Raw genomic sequence first — 17,461 nt, 5'->3', positions numbered from 1 at the left:
AGGAAATATAACTGACTCTTCTCATTTCTTATCATATATATCTTTTCTTTTGAAAGATGATCTGAACTCATTCAAAATAACTTTCTTCACGTCAGAATAAAAAACCATCATGAATAGTGCTATCCCTAATAAGATCTCTTGCATTCCTTCATAATCAACGAAAGCACTCACAATTAGCAAACCAAACCCAATATAAAAACCAAACTCATTCTCTTTTTCAAAATCTTCATCTTCATCAATATGTATTTTCTCTTTTAAATTTTGGTTCCCTTTTATTAACTCATCGAGCGTAACATTATACATTTCGCTCAATAAAATCAAATTTTCAATATCAGGGTAACTTTTATCATTTTCCCATTTACCCCGCTTTAACAGGCAGTAAATCTCATCAAAGCTTTTAAGCACAATCAAGGCAGCCAGATGCGATTAACTGCCTATAAAAGCCCGATTGGTTCAACTAATAATCAGTAGGATAAATCGCCCACTGATTAAAGTTTCACTTTATACACCGCTTGCCTCGTTATAGCAATCTTTTTAGCAACATCCTCTTGCGAAAATCCCTTTGAATCTTGTAGCTTTTTTAGCTGTTCTCCTAAGCTCATAACGCCCCCTCCTTTAACAAATTATTACATATTAGGAGATGAAAAAGAAAGAAACTATTAGTAAAACCCACTGTAAACCATTCGTTTACACAATAAAAAAAGAGAGAATAACTCCTTGAGTTACTCTCTCCCTTCTATTAAAACAGATGAATGTTTTCTTTTTTGCAAGCTTCACGTAAATCGTCAGGCCATACAGAAGATTGAACTTCACCGATATGTGCTTTTCGTAAGAAGTACATGCACATTCTTGATTGTCCAATACCACCGCCAATTGTTAATGGTAGTACGTCCTCTAAAATACCTTTATGGAAATCGTACTCACGTTTGAAGTCTTCACCTGTTTTCGTTAATTGCTCATCAAGTGATTTACTATCAACACGAATTCCCATTGATGATAATTCGAATGAAGATTGTAATACTGGGTGCCAGAATAAAATGTCACCGTTTAATTTCCAATCATCATAATCAGCTGCGCGCCCATCATGCTTTTCACCTGAACGAAGTGCATCACCAATTCCGATAATGAAGACTGCACCGTGTTCTTTTGCAATTGCATGTTCACGATCTTTCGGTGTTAATTCTGGATATTTATCTTCTAGTTCTTGGGAAGTGATGAAAACAATTTCTTCTGGTAAATACTTTCCAAGGAACGGATATTTTTCAAATAAGTGATCTTCTAAATCTTTGAATATTCCATAAATTGTTTGTACTGTTTTTTGTAAGTAATCTACAGTACGCCATTCTTTTTGAACGATTTTTTCCCAATCCCATTGGTCAACGTAAATGGAATGTGTTGCATCAAGTTCTTCATCACGACGAATTGCGTTCATGTTTGTATATAAACCTTCACCAGCTTCATATCCATATTCATGTAATGCGAATCTTTTCCACTTCGCTAGTGAGTGAACAATTTCTAATTCTTCTCCTGAATGTAACATATCAAATTCAATTGGACGTTCTACACCGTTTAGATGATCGTTTAATCCTGATTTTTTCGTTACGAATAATGGTGCAGATACGCGGAATAGTTCAAGGCGTTTTGCTAATTGATCCTCAAAAAATGTTTTAACTTCCTTAATTGCGATTTGAGTCTCTCTTACTGTCATTAATGATTGATACATGGTGGTTTCCTCCTAAAATGTTTGGATGTTGTGAAAAGAAGCCAACAAAAAAAGCCCTTCTTTCCCAAAAAACTGGGACGAAAGACTTTGGTTCCGCGGTACCACCCAAATTAGCAACAGAGGTTGCTCACTTATACAGTACGGAGATGAAATATCTCGATACTGTTCTTCTTGTAACGGCGAAGTACCCGGCTAAGTCTACTTTCCTGTAAAGGATTTCGGTTAGCAACTCCAGGAGGTTCTTCATAATAGGCTTCGTATCAGGCTCACACCACCCCTGACTCGCTTAGACTACATCCTACTACTACTCGTCCTTTCATAGTCGTTTTGTTGTCACATCTCTGAAACATTTTATTAATGATTATTCTATACAAAAAATAAAGAAAGTCAACAAAAATTTAAAAATATTTTTAAATTCTTTATTTTACGGCTTTATTGATTGTTTTCAATATAACATCTTCACTTCTTTTGCCTTGTTAATCCAAAAAACGTTTCACTAAGCGAGACTAACATATACACAACAAGTAATGTAATCGTTCGAAATATAGAATCCGCAGTATTTCGTATTATTTTCATTTTCTTTATAATTCCTTTCAGTTTACTTGCAAATTCATGTTATACTATAGCATTCAAGCAGTTTATTTTTACTTAAAGTAAACATAGTCATTTATAAAGAGTATTTTCTAAATCATTGACTATTATCAAATAAGATTTTTATATAACGGAGTGATCATATGAGTAAAACGAAAGCAAAACCAAAAAAAGGTGTAGGACAAGGTACAGGAAGTAAAGGGTGGAACCGTTGGCAATCAAGTGCAAAGAAAAAGGCAGCTGCCAAGCCATACAAAAGTAAAGGCACAAAGAAGTAATCTAAATAACATTTGATTTCTTTACTTTGTACAAAACAAAATATAATTATTACAACAAAAAAGCTATGCCCTCATACATTTGAAGGCATAGCTTTTTATGTTAGATCATTAAAATATCTCGAATTTCTTCCTCAGTAATTGAGGACAATTTCTCTTCTCCCGGCTCAATCACTTCAGCGATTAAATTTTTCTTACTCTCTTGCAGTTCATGCATTTTTTCCTCAATTGTTCCGTGAGCCACTAATTTAATAACTTGTACCGTATTTTTTTGTCCCATTCGATATGCTCTATCTGCTGCTTGTTGTTCAACAGCTGGATTCCACCATAAATCGTACAATATAACCGTATCGGCACCCGTTAAATTAAGACCCGTACCACCAGCTTTTAAAGAAATGAGAAATAGATCCCCTTCACCTTCGTTAAACCGGTCACATAGCTCTACACGTTCTTGCGAAGGTGTATTTCCATCTAAATAAAAGTATGGAACAGCTTGACGGTTTAACTCACGACCAATAATAGACAGCATCTTCGTAAATTGAGAAAAGATTAAAATTCTCTTACCAGTACTTCTGCATTCCTCTAATATCTCTAACAGTTGCTCAAATTTAGCTGAACTCCCCTTATAATCATCAACGAATAAAGCGGGATGATTACAAATTTGTCGTAATCTCGTTAAGCCAGCTAAAATTCTAATTTTATTTTTACGTAACGTATCTTTATCTAAATGCTTTAACGTTTCTTCCCTTAATTTCGCTAAATAAGCAGCATATAGTCTCTTTTGATCTGGTAATAACTCCGATGACTGTAAGTGCTCTATTTTATCTGGAAGCTCCTGTAATACATCTTCTTTTAATCGTCTTAATACGAAAGGCTTTACGCGCTTCGCTATATCTTCGCGCCTTAAATCACCGAATTCTTTTCTTCCCGGTAATAATTCTGGAAAGACGACATGGAAGATAGACCATAGCTCTTCTAATGAATTTTCTACAGGCGTTCCCGTTAGTCCAAAACGATGCTCAGCTTGAATCGTTTTCACCGCTCTTGCAGTTTGCGTTGTAGGATTTTTAAACGCCTGTGCTTCATCAAGAAATAGTGTATGAAACGGCCTCGCATACGATCTTATATCTCTTCTCAGTAACGGATATGACGTAATTACGACATCAAATTCCGCTACGTCCTTTAAAATTTTTCGTCGTTCTGTTTGATTTCCATCTGCAATAACCGCTCTAATATGCGGGGCGAATTTTTTCAATTCACTAAACCAATTGTAGACGAGCGAGGATGGTGAAACGACTAATATAGGTAGCTTCTTCTCCCGAATTTCAGGCAATACAGAATCTATAAAAGCAATGCTTTGCAGCGTTTTTCCAAGTCCCATATCATCTGCTAAAATACCGCCAAAACGATAATAGGCAAGTGTTTTCATCCATTCGAATCCGTATACTTGATACTCTCTCATTACGGCATGTAAAGTTTTCGGTACTGTAAACTTTAATTTTTTCGGGTTTTGAATGCTTTCAACTAAATCTTGAACAGACTCATCTAAACTTAAAACATGACCTTCGTGAAGTCCGTTCATCCACTTTACACTCCGAATAAGCGGAACATTCACTTCTTCCCCATGTAAAAATTCTTTTCGAATACCTGATTCTTTTACAAACTGATTAATTTCATTAAACTCTTTGCTCTCTAGTGATAATAAAGAACCATTCGCTAATCGGTAATATTTGCGTTTCTCTTCAAGAGCGACTAATACACCTTTAATTTCCGCTTCCGGTATTCCTTTTATATCAAAACGAAATGATAACCAATCAATTCTTTCTTTTCTTCTTACCCTAATAAGAGGTGCTGTATCCCCTTTATGAATGCGTAATTTAATTGCTGTTGTCGCGTAAATATCAACTAAGCCTTTTAACGTTGGAACAACATGATATAAAAAGTTATACTCAGCCTCTTCATTATGCATAAAGTAACCACCTTCTGTTTTCGCGAAGGCACTTTCACTCATAATGTCTAAAATCTCTTTTTCCTTTTTTTCATCCCGATTAAAAACAGACGGCTGTCCGTTTTCTTCTAGCGGATTAATCACAACATTGCCATAATGGAATTCGAGACCTGCTAACAAACGATTTTTCACTCGATCTAAATATAATTTTGCTTTTAACGACGGCGTTTCAACACGATCTGATATGACTTCATCAATGCGTACCGTTCCAAGTTTCATTAATCCTGGTACAACTTTCGCTACGAAATGTTCCATCTTATTTTTAGGAATATAAAACTGATTGCTATTTGAGCGGCTCATCATCTTTTGCAATTCAATAAGTCGCATACAATCTTCCATAGGCAAATGATATAGTTTCCCATCGTAAAGAGCATTGTTATACATCTCCATAACTTGAACACGATTTAGGCCGTCTATATGAAGTGTGAATCCACCATTATTTCCTTTCGTAAATTCAAAATGTAATGGCAATAAACCGTTTGACATTTGTAATCCGTGAAACAGTTGCTCATTTTGTTTCAGCTGTACATACTCCACTTTAGTAAGTAAAGAGAGCATATCTTTCCACGAAGCTGGCGGTATGAATATCATACTTTCATCTTGTTTCGCATGTACTTCTAACGCATCTTCATACATTTTTTCATTATGATACATTTTAATCAGCTGCTGAATAACCGCATCCGTTTCTTGCCTGAAGCTATGTACATCTGGTGTGTATGTAAATTCATTAGAACAATGAAAAGTCGCTCTTTTCTCCACTTTAGAAAGAAATTCTCTAATATGATTTATGACATATGTTTTCGCAAGTTTTAACTGAATTCCAAGAAGAGACCCACCACTTTTCGTCGCTACTGGTGAACATATAAACGCAACATCTAATATTTCACGTGTATCAAAACGGTGTTGTTTACTTTTTGGTCGTAGTGGTTTGTCTGCAAACAACTGAAACATCCCGTTTGTTAATTGATCATTTTTGCTACTAACAGGTCCCATTCCACCCGTTTGCTGGTTATAATTTATTTGTATTAGTACGGCTGCAACATGTTGACAGTACGTTTGAAAAGACGCTAACGAAGGACAACTACATCTCGCAACTACATCACCTTTTTGAGCCTTTTCTACTGTAACGTGAAAATCTTCATTCCCTTTTACCGTCGCCTCACAAATTTCTTTCGTTTCATCATAATGATTCACGATTACTTTATTTGATTTATAATAAGCTTCGCCTCTTTTATAGGAGGCCTCTCCGCACACTTCTTTAATAATCGATTTATTTAATGTAAAACTCATTGTTTTGACACTTCCTTAATGTAAAACCATTTTCTCTTACTTAACATTTTACATGCTTAACGAGAAAATATAAAATGTTGATTGAACAAAAAAAGATGCTTATTTATAAGCACCTTCTTCACTCTATCTCCATCAACCTTTTCGCCTCAAAATACAACACTTGAATAAATTTTTTCGTATTAATTCGTATATGTCCAGAAGTCGCTATTTCATCCTTTGTCATTTCTGTCATTCGTTTTCTCACTACAGTGAAATCAAAAAATTTCGGGGCATAGCTTTCAAATTTTGGATTTGAAAAGTCTGTTAGTCCGATGGAAGCTAAATGATTCAATGATTGATAAATCGCTCTTCTTACACGTTGTTCAGATACTTTTTTCTCCTTATCTATATCTACATCCGAAGCTATATGATCTAATTTTTTTAATGTGATTTGGTGAAAAATGTCTTTTAACGCAGGGAATCCAAATTCAAATGTTTGCGCCTTTTCTTGTCCGTATAAATATTCCAGCATACTAAGTAAATCTTTACTTCCGTTCTCTCCCGCAATACCGAGTTCTGCTAGTAAGAAGCGTCCGGAATCCGCTATCTTTTTTGCTTCTTGCACCGGTTCATTACGCATTTGCGGCTGCTCCCACTGAAACACGTTATTCAATGATTTTTGAATATCATGTATGGAACGCTCCAAGCGAATCCGTTCCATTACTTTTCGTACGACAGATTCAACTTCAATTTTGTTTAGTGGTTTCGTAATATAATATTCCACACCAAGTGTATATGCCTCACCAATGAGCTGTTTCGATTCAACTTGAGAAATCATAATAATTTTCCCATTGAATGAAGGCGCTATATGGCGAACTGTTTCAATGCCATCTCTCATTGGCATGAGTAAATCAATAAATAAAATATCCACTTTTTTATAATTTAGCTGTTCTGCTTCAACAAAAGCTCCATCTTCCGATTCTCCAACTACTTCTCCAAGATCGCCATCCTCAATAATTTGTGAAAGCATCGAACGGAAAACTTCATCATCATCTACTATATAATAAAACAAACCTATTCCCCTTCCCGCTTTAAACTGCACTCTGGTAAACAAACGATAAACTTACACCCTTTTTCAGTTTCATTGTCTTCTAACCTTACTTCTCCGCCGAGCTCTGTTACCATTTCGTGTATGTAAGAAAGTCCAATACCTGTTGACGGTGTTCCTGTTTGATCATACTTGGAAGTAAACCCGGGCTTAAATACTAATTTCTTATACTTTTGTGCTATACCAGGGCCATCATCAATTACTTCAAATATTACATGTTGCTCTCGTTTATATAAATTAATATGAATGAGACCTCTATCTTCAATCGCTTCCACTGCATTGGCAACTAAATTATTAAAGATTGATAGTACTGTATACACGTGATATGCAGCGTGTTCACCTTCTATATGTTTAGAAAAACATATATCTTTCTCTAGCATTCCAGCGTACTTTTCATTTATTCTTACAATCATTTCTGTAAGCTCATGTCCTTCTACATACTCAGCCACATTTTTATCTAATAACAGTTTAGATAACCCCGCAAAAATTCTTTGATTATCCTTTTTTATTTCGTGCACTTCTCCTGCTATTTTCAATGCTGTTTTACTGCTAGAATCATTTTTCGCCTGTAAATTTCGATATAGTTGATATGCTTCTTGTGTAATCAACTCTGCATTTTGCAACGTTTTTTTCAAATGAACGGATTCTACATATAAATTCGAAAGGTGCATGAACATTTTTTCATTTTCTTTTCGGACTTGTGATTCTTTTAATTTCGTTTCATATAAAATCATCATATTTAAAAATCCTAGTGCAAAGAAACTACGAAAAATAGCAATAATGATAAGTTTATTTACTTCAGAAACGGTTATTGTTGTACCGAGTACTACCATATGATAAATCGCTAGTTCTGACATACTTGCGATAATTTCAATTGTAATTCCAAGGCATCCAATAACGATTGGTTTCTGATGAAACTTATTTACCCTACAAAGTGAAAAAAGACTTCCATAAATAAAATAATAAAAGAACACAGGATAACGCAAATAAAATGACTCTGTCATATGAAATGAACCTTGCATAACCCAGTCCAGACATACGCGGAATAAAACGACACATATACCGACAAGAATACCCGCAGCCGCTGCTGGTATTCTTCTTAAAAATAGCAATAAAAAGAAGAAAAGCGGTGTCCCAAAGCTAACGCGAAACGTATCGTTAAAAGGATGAAAATTAAGCTCTCCAGCAATCGGAACAACAACCATTAATATAATTAAAAGGGATATATCTTTCTTCCATAACTGATTCCAATTCAAAGGTGCCACTTCCTATACTTTTTGTCAGTAGTAAAAGTGAAAGCCCGCTTATATAATAAACGGGCTTTATTTCTATATTCTAACCTTTTCTACCGCTTTTATTTGGCGATACTCTGGCTCCCAGATTGCTTCTTTCACTGCAATCTTGATATCGTTATCACTTAAATTCTCTCTAGCTACCCCTTCTGCAACAGCAACTTTCGCTACTTCAATTGCAACCATTTCCGAGATATTACGTAACTCTTCAACTTCTGGCAAAATAGGTGCTCCCGGCTGACTTGTGTCTACCATACTTGCAACTGCTTCAGCAGCTGCTGCGAACATTCCATCCGTCATGACGCTTGCACGTACAACAATTGTTCCAAGCCCAAGCCCCGGGAAAATAAGTGCATTATTTGATTGTCCAATCACATACGTTACACCATTGTATGTAACTGGTTCAAATGGACTTCCTGTTGCTACTAATGCTTTTCCTTCTGTCCACTCGATTAAATCAGCTGGTTTCGCTTCAGCAAGTGGCGTCGGATTCGACATTGGTAAAATGATTGGTCTTTCTACGTGAGAAGCCATTTCTTTAATAATTTCTTCTTTAAATGCGCCTGCAACAGTTGATGTACCGATTAAAATTGTCGGTTTTACATGTTTCACAACTTCAGCAAGTCCAATCACATCGTTTTGTTTCCACTCACTTACTTCCGCTTCTTTTCGTGCATATGGCATTTGGAAATCAAGAAGATCTTCCATATTATCTGTAACTAACCCGTTACGATCAATACACCAGAAACGCTTATATGATTCTTCTTCTGATACGCCTACGCGGACCATTGCATCTCTAACTTGATCTGCGATACCGATTCCAGCCGTCCCAGCACCAAATACAACAACGCGATGTTCACTTAACGGTACACCTGAAGCTTTCACTGCCGATAATACAGCAGCAAGTGAAACTGCACCTGTACCTTGAATATCATCATTAAATGTACAAATATCATGACGATATTTATCTAAAATTTTTCGTGCATTTCGAGAACTAAAGTCTTCCCAATGCAATAGCGCTTTCGGGAATTGCTTATTTACCGCTTGTACAAACGTATCAATAAACTCATCATAAGCTTCACCTGTTATACGAGGGTGACGATTTCCAATATAAAATGGATTATTTAATAGTTCTTCACGATTTGTACCTACGTCTAAAATTACCGGTAATACACGACTAGGATCGATTCCAACCGCGGCCGTATAAACAGCTAATTTTCCGATTGCGATGTTAATACCACCAACGCCCCAGTCACCAATTCCAAGTATGCCTTCTCCATCTGTTACAACGACTAAATCAATGTTTTCAGCTGTTGCACCGATATTAGCGAATGCTTCTTCAATACCTGACGGATCGTTAATTGATAAATACACACCACGTGGTTTACGATATTCATGACTATATCTTTGAATTGCTACACCAACAGTTGGTGTATATACAATCGGTAACATTTCACGTAAATGATTTGTTAATATACGATAAAATAATACTTCATTTCGATCATGCAACGCTGTTAAGTATACATTCTTTAATAAATCATCCGGCTGAGAACAAAATTGCTCGTATGCTCGGCGTGCTTGTTCTTCTAATGTTAAAACTGCTGGCGGTAATAACCCTTTTAAACCTAATTCTTCTCTCTCTTCTTGCGTGAAAGCGACCCCTTTATTTAAAAGTGGTGTTGATAATACTTCTACTCCTCTTAATGTCGTTTCTAATGAACCATTAGAAGCTACTGTAAACTTACTCATAACATCCCTACCTCTATTCATATATAGCATTTCTATATTGTAAACAAAAAAGAGGGGCTTGTCCCCCCTCTTCTTTTAATTTTTCTTTAAAAGAGTTGCTCCTGCAATCCCTGGGTGTGTCATTTCGAATGGATCTAGAATTAACTCTAAGTCTTCTTGTGACAATACACCATTTTTCACACAAAGTTCTCGAACGGATTGCCCTGTCGCGATTGCTTCTTTCGCAACGCGAGCAGCTGCTTCATAACCGATATGAGGGTTCACGGCTGTAATAATTCCTACACTCTTCTCAACATACTCTTTTAAGCGATCTTCATTTGCTTCAATTCCTTTTAAGCAATTATCTGTAAAGGCACGGAAACCATTATTCATAATGCTAATTGATTGAAGTAAGTTGAAAACAAGTACTGGTTCCATAACGTTTAATTCTAATTGTCCCGCTTCTGAAGCAAGGCAGATTGTATGGTCGTTACCAATTACTTGGAACGCAATTTGATTAATTACTTCTGGCATAACAGGGTTTACTTTCCCTGGCATAATAGATGAACCTGGTTGACGAGCAGGTAGCATAATTTCCGCTAAACCAACACGTGGACCTGATGCCATTAAGCGAAGGTCATTTGCAATTTTAGACATATTCATCATACACACTTTAAGTGCTGCAGATACTTCTGTGTATGCATCCGTATTTTGCGTTGCATCTACTAGGTCTTCTGCACCAACAAGTGGTAATTCACTGATTGCAGCTAAATGTTTTACAACTGCTTCAATATATTCTGGATCTGCATTTAATCCTGTACCAACTGCAGTTGCTCCCATATTTACTTCATATAGATGTTGACGTGATTGCTTGATACGTTTCATATCACGTTCAAGTACGCGAGAGTATGCTTTAAATTCTTGACCAAGACGAATTGGTACAGCGTCTTGTAAATGTGTACGACCCATTTTAATTACATGATCGAACTGTTCTGCTTTTAATTCAAATACATCGTGCATATAACCCATCGTTTGTAATAAACCTTCTAATGCGTTTAATGTTGCAATATGAATCGCCGTTGGAAATGCGTCGTTTGTTGATTGCGCCATGTTTACATGACTATTTGGACTAATATAATGATAGTCTCCCTTTTCCATTCCTAATAATTCAAGAGCACGATTGGCCATGACTTCATTTGCATTCATGTTCATTGAAGTACCTGCTCCGCCTTGGATTGGATCTACGATGAAATGATCATGCCATTTTCCATCAAGAATTTCTTGAGCGGCTTCTGCGATCGCGCCGCCCTTGTTCAATTCCAATCTTCCTACATCTGTATTAGCAAGCGCTGCAGCTTTTTTTACAATTGCGAATGCTTTAATTAAGCCTTCATGGATTTTGTATCCTGTAATTGGGAAGTTTTCTACTGCACGCATTGTTTGTACGCCATAGTATGCATAGTTTGGTACTTCTTTTTCACCTAAAAAATCTTTTTCAATTCGAACACCATTTTTAACTTCAGTTAATGTTGCCATGATTATTCACTCCTTAACAATTTCTTATGCTGCTTTTGTTTCTTTGACTGTTTCTACATATTGTTTTGCTTTCTCATCATCGAATTCGCCTTCCCACTTCGACATAACAATGGCCGCTAATGCATTTCCTAATACATTGACAGATGAGCGAATCATATCTAAAATGCGGTCAATTCCCGCAATTAATGCGATACCTTCTAGTGGTAACCCCATTGAACCTAACGTTGCTAATACAACAACGAACGATGCACCTGGAACTCCCGCCATACCCTTGGATGTTAACATGAGAACGAATAATAACGTAATTTGCTCCGTCAGTGACATGTGCACACCGTACATTTGTGCAACAAACAATGCCGCTAACGCTTGATAAATAGCCGATCCAGTCAAGTTAAATGTATAACCTGTCGGAATTACGAAAGAAGCAACTGCCTTTGGACAACCGAACTCTTCCATTTTTCTCATTATATTAGGTAAAACAGCTTCTGAACTTGCTGTCGTAAATGAAAGAATAAGTTCTTCTTTTAAAATTTTCATTAATGTAAAAATGTTTACGCCAACCATTCGTGCATTAATACCTAATACAATCACAACGAATAGTATAACAGTTACGTATACAGCTAGCACTAGTTTTCCTAAAGGAAGTAGTGTTGCTACACCAAATTTTGCAACAGTAACCGCAATTAATGCGAATACACCAAATGGTGCAAATTTCATAACTTGATTTGTAACCCAAAACATCGCTTCAAGTACACCTTCAAAGAAGTTAAAGACAGGTTTTCCTTTGTCTCCAATTGCCGCAACTCCTAAACCGAATAACACTGAGAAGAAAATAATCGGTAATAAGTCACCTTGTGAAATCGATTCAAATACATTTTTCGGTACAATATGAACAATCGTCTCAGCGAATCCTTTCTTCTCTGTAGCATCTGCCGTTTGTTTATAAGAAGAAATATCACTTTGTTGTAAATTACTCATATCAACGCCAGTACCTGGTTGGAATATATTTGCCGCAAGTAATCCCATTAAAATAGCAATCGTCGTAATGATTTCGAAATAAAGAATTGTCTTCCCGCCCAGTTTCCCAAGCTTTTTCATGTCGCCTACACCAGCTACCGCAACAATTAATGCTGAAATAACAATCGGTACTACAATCATTTTAATTAAGTGAATAAATATATCTCCAATTGGTGTGATATAAGAAATCGCCGTTTTATTACCATAGAAGATTGCCCCTACTACAATCCCTAAAACAAGTGCAACAAAAATTTGTGTTGCCAATCCGAATTTTTTCATTTATGTTCATCCCCTTTATGCGAACGCTTTCATTTCGTATTTATAAAAGCTTACACACACATCATATAGGCGAACCTACAAAATCATACAAAAACCTACAAGTTCGTCACAAAAAATTCGAAAATTTTTCTTTTCTTTTTCATTGACACCTTTTCCTGAAAAAGAAATACAATATACTTGATAAGTAATCAGATTGTTTCGTATAATCAAAAAGATATATACTTACAACAAATCAAAATGAAAAGGAGTGGATAGTATGAAAAATTATGTACAAAAATTCGTCCTATCTTCTTCTTTTCTTTTTCATTTTCTTAAAAAGGAACAAAGGCATTTGCCTTTGTTCCTTTTTTATTGCGATCTATATAGGGGGAATTGTTATGAAGCCATACAAAAGAGTCTTAATTAAATTAAGCGGCGGCGCACTTGCTGATCAATCTGGAAATAGCTTTAACTCCAAACGATTAGAACATATCGCAAACGAAATTATATCCATTATTGACTTAGATATCGAAGTATCCATAGTTATCGGCGGCGGTAATATTTTCAGAGGTCATCTAGCTGAAGAATGGGGAATTGATCGTGTTGAAGCTGATAATATCGGTACATTAGGTACAATCATTAATAGCTTAATGCTTCGCGGCGTTTTAACAAGTAAAACAGATAGAGAAGTACGTGTTATGACTTCCATCCCGTTTAATGCAGTAGCAGAGCCTTATATTCGCCTCAGAGCAGTACATCATTTAGATAACGGTTATGTTGTCATTTTTGGCGGTGGTAACGGGCAACCATTCGTTACGACAGATTATCCAAGTGTTCAAAGAGCCATTGAAATGAATAGTGACGCAATATTAGTCGCAAAACAAGGGGTGGATGGCGTCTTTACTAGTGATCCAAAACATAATAAATCAGCGAAAATGTACAGAAAACTAAACTATAACGATATTGTTAGGCAAAACATTCAAGTCATGGATCAAGCCGCTTTATTACTGGCCCGTGATTATAATTTACCCGCACACGTCTTTAACTTTGATGAGCCTGGTGTAATGAAAAGAATTTGCTTAGGTGAGCATGTGGGGACATTGATTAATGATGATGCTTCATTGCTTGTACATGAAAACTAATTATTTTTCATAAAAAAGGGTGTCTATAAAAGACACCCTTTCCTCTCTATAAATAATACTCCACCAATCCCCCCAATTTTTCCTTACAACGCTCCCAAAACGATAACTTCTCAAAAAACTCTTTCGTCATCTCTTTCGAATCATGAAAATCTTCTGTTAACGCCTTATTCACTTCTGAAACGATAGTTCCACCATGAATATACAAATTCATCTCATCATTTATATAAAAACTTCGTGCCGTTATGTTCGTTGTGCCGATAACAGTTAGTTCATTATCAATCAGCATTAACTTTCCATGAAACATACCTTTTTTATAACCATATACCGTAATCCCGTTATTAACAGCTTGACGAATATACGGATACGCTGCTTCTTTAATAAGAGGAATATCTGGTTTATATGACCATAGTATTTTTACTGTAACACCACGTTTTTTCGCTTCAATTAAAGCATTCATAAATTCTTTATTTTTCGCTATAAAATAAGGTGTTGTAATGACAATTGAATGCTTCGCCTGAGTTATTAACTCTATATATTTTTCAACGACGTAATGTCCATTGTAGCTAACCATGGTATGTAGTGTATTCCCTTTACTCGCTTTATTCGTACTTCTTTTTATATGTTCTTTTGTATCTCGTTTCCAATCTAAAGCGAATTGCTCTTCTAAATCTTTTGCTCCTTCTCCTTTAAGACGCACATGATAGTCACGCCAATATCCAAATCGCTTATCTTTTCCTAAGTACTCATCTCCTATATTAAAACCACCTGTATAGCCAATCTCCCCATCAATCGTCGTAATACGGCGATGATTGCGATGGTGAAGTGAATAAAATCCGAATGGCAATTGAGGTTTTCTACTATATGTAAAATGTACACCACTTTCCCGCAATTCATTTATCTTCTTTCTTTCGAATGATAAATCATTAATGCGATCAACTGATAAATACACGTTTACTCCTTCTTTTGCCTTCTCTTTTAATAAGTTTAAAAAAGTATGGCTACTTTTATCATCAGACAAAATAAAAAAGTACGTGTAAATAGATTGTTTCGCCTCTTTTATATCCGTAAATAACTGTTTATAAAATGACTTCCCTTCTACATATAATTGAAAGTCACTATGATGAGATGCATACTCTGTCGGCATGTTTTTCCCGGCTTCCATTTTTCTTCCGAGCGTAACGTCAATATGCATACAAATTAATATAAAAATAACAATCGCAATAATAATAGAAGTAACTCGCAATATTTTTTTTATCATTTTGATTTCCTTCCGCTCAATTTACTTTCTACTCCGTAGTGTTTCATTTAAATATGTTTTCATACGAAATGTATTTCTTAATTTTTTATCGATGTTAAACAGATAAAGGAGAGAAGAATATGAGAAAAGGAAAAATCCCTATTGTTTTTATCCCAGGGCTTTTCGGTTCTATGAGCAATATTATTATTCCAGGTACCGGTAATTGGGGCTTTGGACTTTCTGCTTTTGTTTATGAGCCATTCATCATGATGTTAGAAAGTATGGGTTACAAACGAAATAAAGACTTGTTCATCTGTTTTTATGATTGGCAGCAGCGCATTGTTTTTTCTACACAAAAATATTTATTACAAACGATTGCCTATGCGAAAAAAATTACAGGTTGCGATAAACTAAATCTAATATGCCATAGTATGGGCGGACTTCTTGGACGGACTTACGTTCAAAGTGACGAATATAAAAATGATGTGAATCAGCTTATTATACTCTGTACACCAAACGCTGGGTCTCCAGCAAATTATAGTTATTGGACTGAGGGCAGTCTTCCTGTCCATGCCTCTTCTAAAATAAATATCATTCATTTTTATATGGAACAATACATTCACTATTTAGGCACCTTACATAACATGAATACAGCTGAGGCGATACATCTTTACTTTCCAGGATTACAAGATGTTATTCCGTGTAAAGATTACGGAAATTATTTATTTATAAGATCTGGCTCTTCGATTGCATTTCTTCCTTATAATAAGATGAAAACGAAAAACCCTTTCCTCGATGCATTAAATGAAAATAGATTTATGATGCAAAAAAGAAATATTGAAACTACACTCATTGCCGGAGATGGAGAGGAAACCATTCAATATTTACAAGTTGTCCCTTCACATTCCAAACTGAAATGGACAGACGGCAAAGTCGTCGGTGATATACTTACAAAACATGGTGATGGTAACGCTGTTCTACATAGCGTTTTTCTTCTAGAGGGAAATAAATATGTTGTGCATGCTTCACATAATGAAGTGCTCTATAAAAGCATTCCTATATTACAAAAGATACTCTAATTTACGAACAAACAAGGTGTGGCATTAAGATTAAGCCACACCTTTTTATATTTAAACAAAGTTTCTCGCATCGTTATTTCTTCCAAACTTATAAATAGCAATTAAGAAGAATGCTACCGCAAAGGCAATTAAGATTAAAATATTTAAATACAAATCTGAAACTGGAATTCCTTGTTGTAGTTTTGATACTGTGTCTAATAGCCATCTTTGCGGAAGAAAATCAGCTACTTTTTGTACCGCTTTTGGCATAATGTCATACGGAAAATAACATCCAGCCAATAAACATGTCGGTACAATAATCATATTTTGCAGTGCATTTGCCGATGCTGAGTTTTTCGAAAAAGCGACAAGGACTAACGATATTCCAATCGCTATTAAAGCAAATAGCATGAGTACACCAATCATCACTATGAAAGGCATATTAATATTTATATGAAAAACATTCGTTAGGAATAAGATTGTAATCAGAATTTGTACTGTTAATAGCATCATATTTACCCCGACATTAGATAATATAAATTTCTTCCCATCTATCGGCGTTGATAAGAGTCTAAAATACGTTCTATTTTCTTTTTCTTTTAAAATATAACCTGATAAGTTCGCTGCTGAAAATAGCATAAACATAATAAGATAACCCATCGTTTGGTTTGTCATATCTTTATTTTTCGAAGTATCTTCTAGCGTCTCAGTTTTCATTTTAAATGAACCTTTTTGATATCCTGCGTACATACTATCAAATGCACTTTGATCTGTTCCTGCTACTTTACTAATCGCAGCGATATTATCAACATAATTATATAAATATGATTTTATAAATCCTGTTACTTGATCACCTTTAATCGATGAAATTTCAATATGAGCTGGTTTCCCTTCTCGAACACTTTTTGAAAAACCAGAATCTAATGTAATAACTCCATCAAGTTTTTTGGAAGTAAGTTTATCTTCTACTTCAGATTCTTTAATTTTACTTACCTTTACATGATTTAATCCTTCTAAAAATTTCACCGTATCATTTGCTATAAATTGATTTTCTTTATTTATAACACCGATATTTAACGTCCCTTGCCCGACATTCCCATACATTGAGAAGGAGATTAGTGTTCCGATTATCGGCAAGCTAATAATAATGAATAACCCTTTTTTATTTTTCAAAAGTACAGATAACGTTTTTTGTATGAGCCATAAAATATCTTTCATA

At 35.4% G+C, this 17,461-nt stretch carries 12 protein-coding genes, 1 pseudogene and 1 other annotated feature; of the genes and pseudogenes, 3 read left to right on the top strand and 10 right to left on the bottom strand.

Annotation, left to right across the window (positions count from 1 at the left end; all coding sequences use genetic code 11):
* Positions 1-21: 21 nt before the first annotated feature.
* Both PDL00_RS06840 and asnA read right to left on the bottom strand, forming a co-directional pair.
* Positions 22-360 (bottom strand): annotated as a pseudogene (locus tag PDL00_RS06840) (helix-turn-helix domain-containing protein); the annotation flags it as partial.
* A 379-nt stretch (positions 361-739) separates the two neighbouring features.
* Positions 740-1,723 (bottom strand): aspartate--ammonia ligase, encoded by a 984-nt coding sequence (gene asnA, locus PDL00_RS06830; protein ID WP_061676615.1) that lies wholly within the window; start codon positions 1,721-1,723, stop codon positions 740-742.
* 70 nt (positions 1,724-1,793) lie between these two features.
* Positions 1,794-2,052: a binding site (T-box leader), on the bottom strand.
* A 405-nt stretch (positions 2,053-2,457) separates the two neighbouring features.
* On the opposite strand from asnA, the gene PDL00_RS06825 reads away from it, so the two are divergent.
* Complete coding sequence (locus PDL00_RS06825) at positions 2,458-2,592, top strand: DUF3934 domain-containing protein (RefSeq protein ID WP_000047588.1); 135 nt, start codon at positions 2,458-2,460, stop codon at positions 2,590-2,592.
* 100 nt (positions 2,593-2,692) lie between these two features.
* On the opposite strand, the gene PDL00_RS06820 is transcribed toward PDL00_RS06825, so the two are convergent.
* The 6 genes from PDL00_RS06820 to PDL00_RS06795 all read right to left on the bottom strand — a co-directional run bounded on the left by PDL00_RS06820 (position 2,693) and on the right by PDL00_RS06795 (position 12,826).
* The gene (locus PDL00_RS06820) at positions 2,693-5,887 is read right to left on the bottom strand and encodes an SNF2 helicase associated domain-containing protein (protein ID WP_270727917.1); all 3,195 of its coding nucleotides are present in this window, start codon (positions 5,885-5,887) and stop codon (positions 2,693-2,695) included.
* 118 nt (positions 5,888-6,005) lie between these two features.
* Complete coding sequence (locus PDL00_RS06815) at positions 6,006-6,938, bottom strand: response regulator (RefSeq protein WP_270727915.1); 933 nt, start codon at positions 6,936-6,938, stop codon at positions 6,006-6,008.
* 2 nt (positions 6,939-6,940) lie between these two features.
* Positions 6,941-8,239 carry a sensor histidine kinase gene (locus PDL00_RS06810; RefSeq protein ID WP_242254874.1) on the bottom strand — a complete coding sequence of 433 codons (1,299 nt, stop codon included), beginning with the start codon at positions 8,237-8,239 and terminating at the stop codon, positions 6,941-6,943.
* A gap of 63 nt (positions 8,240-8,302) precedes the next feature.
* Positions 8,303-10,015, bottom strand: a complete 1,713-nt coding sequence (malS, locus tag PDL00_RS06805; protein WP_144535062.1) for an oxaloacetate-decarboxylating malate dehydrogenase — start codon at positions 10,013-10,015, stop codon at positions 8,303-8,305.
* A 75-nt stretch (positions 10,016-10,090) separates the two neighbouring features.
* Positions 10,091-11,530, bottom strand: a complete 1,440-nt coding sequence (gene aspA, locus PDL00_RS06800) for an aspartate ammonia-lyase (RefSeq protein ID WP_061676611.1) — start codon at positions 11,528-11,530, stop codon at positions 10,091-10,093.
* Positions 11,531-11,554: 24 nt separating this feature from the next.
* Positions 11,555-12,826: a cation:dicarboxylate symporter family transporter gene (locus tag PDL00_RS06795; RefSeq protein ID WP_242254870.1), complete on the bottom strand. Its 1,272-nt coding sequence runs from the start codon at positions 12,824-12,826 to the stop codon at positions 11,555-11,557.
* A gap of 377 nt (positions 12,827-13,203) precedes the next feature.
* Here PDL00_RS06795 and pyrH point away from each other — a divergent pair, with 377 nt between their 5' ends.
* Positions 13,204-13,947: a UMP kinase gene (pyrH, locus tag PDL00_RS06790; protein ID WP_270727910.1), complete on the top strand. Its 744-nt coding sequence runs from the start codon at positions 13,204-13,206 to the stop codon at positions 13,945-13,947.
* A gap of 46 nt (positions 13,948-13,993) precedes the next feature.
* On the opposite strand, the gene cls is transcribed toward pyrH, so the two are convergent.
* The gene (gene cls, locus PDL00_RS06785) at positions 13,994-15,205 is read right to left on the bottom strand and encodes a cardiolipin synthase (RefSeq protein WP_270727908.1); all 1,212 of its coding nucleotides are present in this window, start codon (positions 15,203-15,205) and stop codon (positions 13,994-13,996) included.
* Positions 15,206-15,324: 119 nt separating this feature from the next.
* On the opposite strand from cls, the gene PDL00_RS06780 reads away from it, so the two are divergent.
* Entirely contained in the window at positions 15,325-16,263 is a 939-nt protein-coding gene (locus PDL00_RS06780) for an esterase/lipase family protein (RefSeq protein ID WP_270727906.1), read from the top strand.
* 51 nt (positions 16,264-16,314) lie between these two features.
* Here the strand turns inward: PDL00_RS06780 and PDL00_RS06775 are convergent, their stop codons facing one another.
* Complete coding sequence (locus tag PDL00_RS06775; protein WP_270727904.1) at positions 16,315-17,460, bottom strand: ABC transporter permease; 1,146 nt, start codon at positions 17,458-17,460, stop codon at positions 16,315-16,317.
* Between the last annotated feature and the right edge of the window lies 1 nt (position 17,461).

It is taken from the genome of Bacillus cereus group sp. TH152-1LC, assembly GCF_027710505.1.
GTDB lineage: Bacteria > Bacillota > Bacilli > Bacillales > Bacillaceae_G > Bacillus_A > Bacillus_A mobilis.
The sequence above is the reverse complement of the archived record's forward strand: the minus strand, read 5'-3'. Positions and strand labels throughout refer to the sequence as shown.

Coding starts and splice junctions, on each gene's coding strand:
- asnA (WP_061676615.1), bottom strand. CDS start 1,723: ATGTATCAATCATTAATGACAGTAAGAGAGACTCAAATCGCAATTAAG.
- PDL00_RS06825 (WP_000047588.1), top strand. CDS start 2,458: ATGAGTAAAACGAAAGCAAAACCAAAAAAAGGTGTAGGACAAGGTACA.
- PDL00_RS06820 (WP_270727917.1), bottom strand. CDS start 5,887: ATGAGTTTTACATTAAATAAATCGATTATTAAAGAAGTGTGCGGAGAG.
- malS (WP_144535062.1), bottom strand. CDS start 10,015: ATGAGTAAGTTTACAGTAGCTTCTAATGGTTCATTAGAAACGACATTA.
- aspA (WP_061676611.1), bottom strand. CDS start 11,530: ATGGCAACATTAACTGAAGTTAAAAATGGTGTTCGAATTGAAAAAGAT.
- PDL00_RS06795 (WP_242254870.1), bottom strand. CDS start 12,826: ATGAAAAAATTCGGATTGGCAACACAAATTTTTGTTGCACTTGTTTTA.
- pyrH (WP_270727910.1), top strand. CDS start 13,204: ATGAAGCCATACAAAAGAGTCTTAATTAAATTAAGCGGCGGCGCACTT.
- cls (WP_270727908.1), bottom strand. CDS start 15,205: ATGATAAAAAAAATATTGCGAGTTACTTCTATTATTATTGCGATTGTT.
- PDL00_RS06780 (WP_270727906.1), top strand. CDS start 15,325: ATGAGAAAAGGAAAAATCCCTATTGTTTTTATCCCAGGGCTTTTCGGT.
- PDL00_RS06775 (WP_270727904.1), bottom strand. CDS start 17,460: ATGAAAGATATTTTATGGCTCATACAAAAAACGTTATCTGTACTTTTG.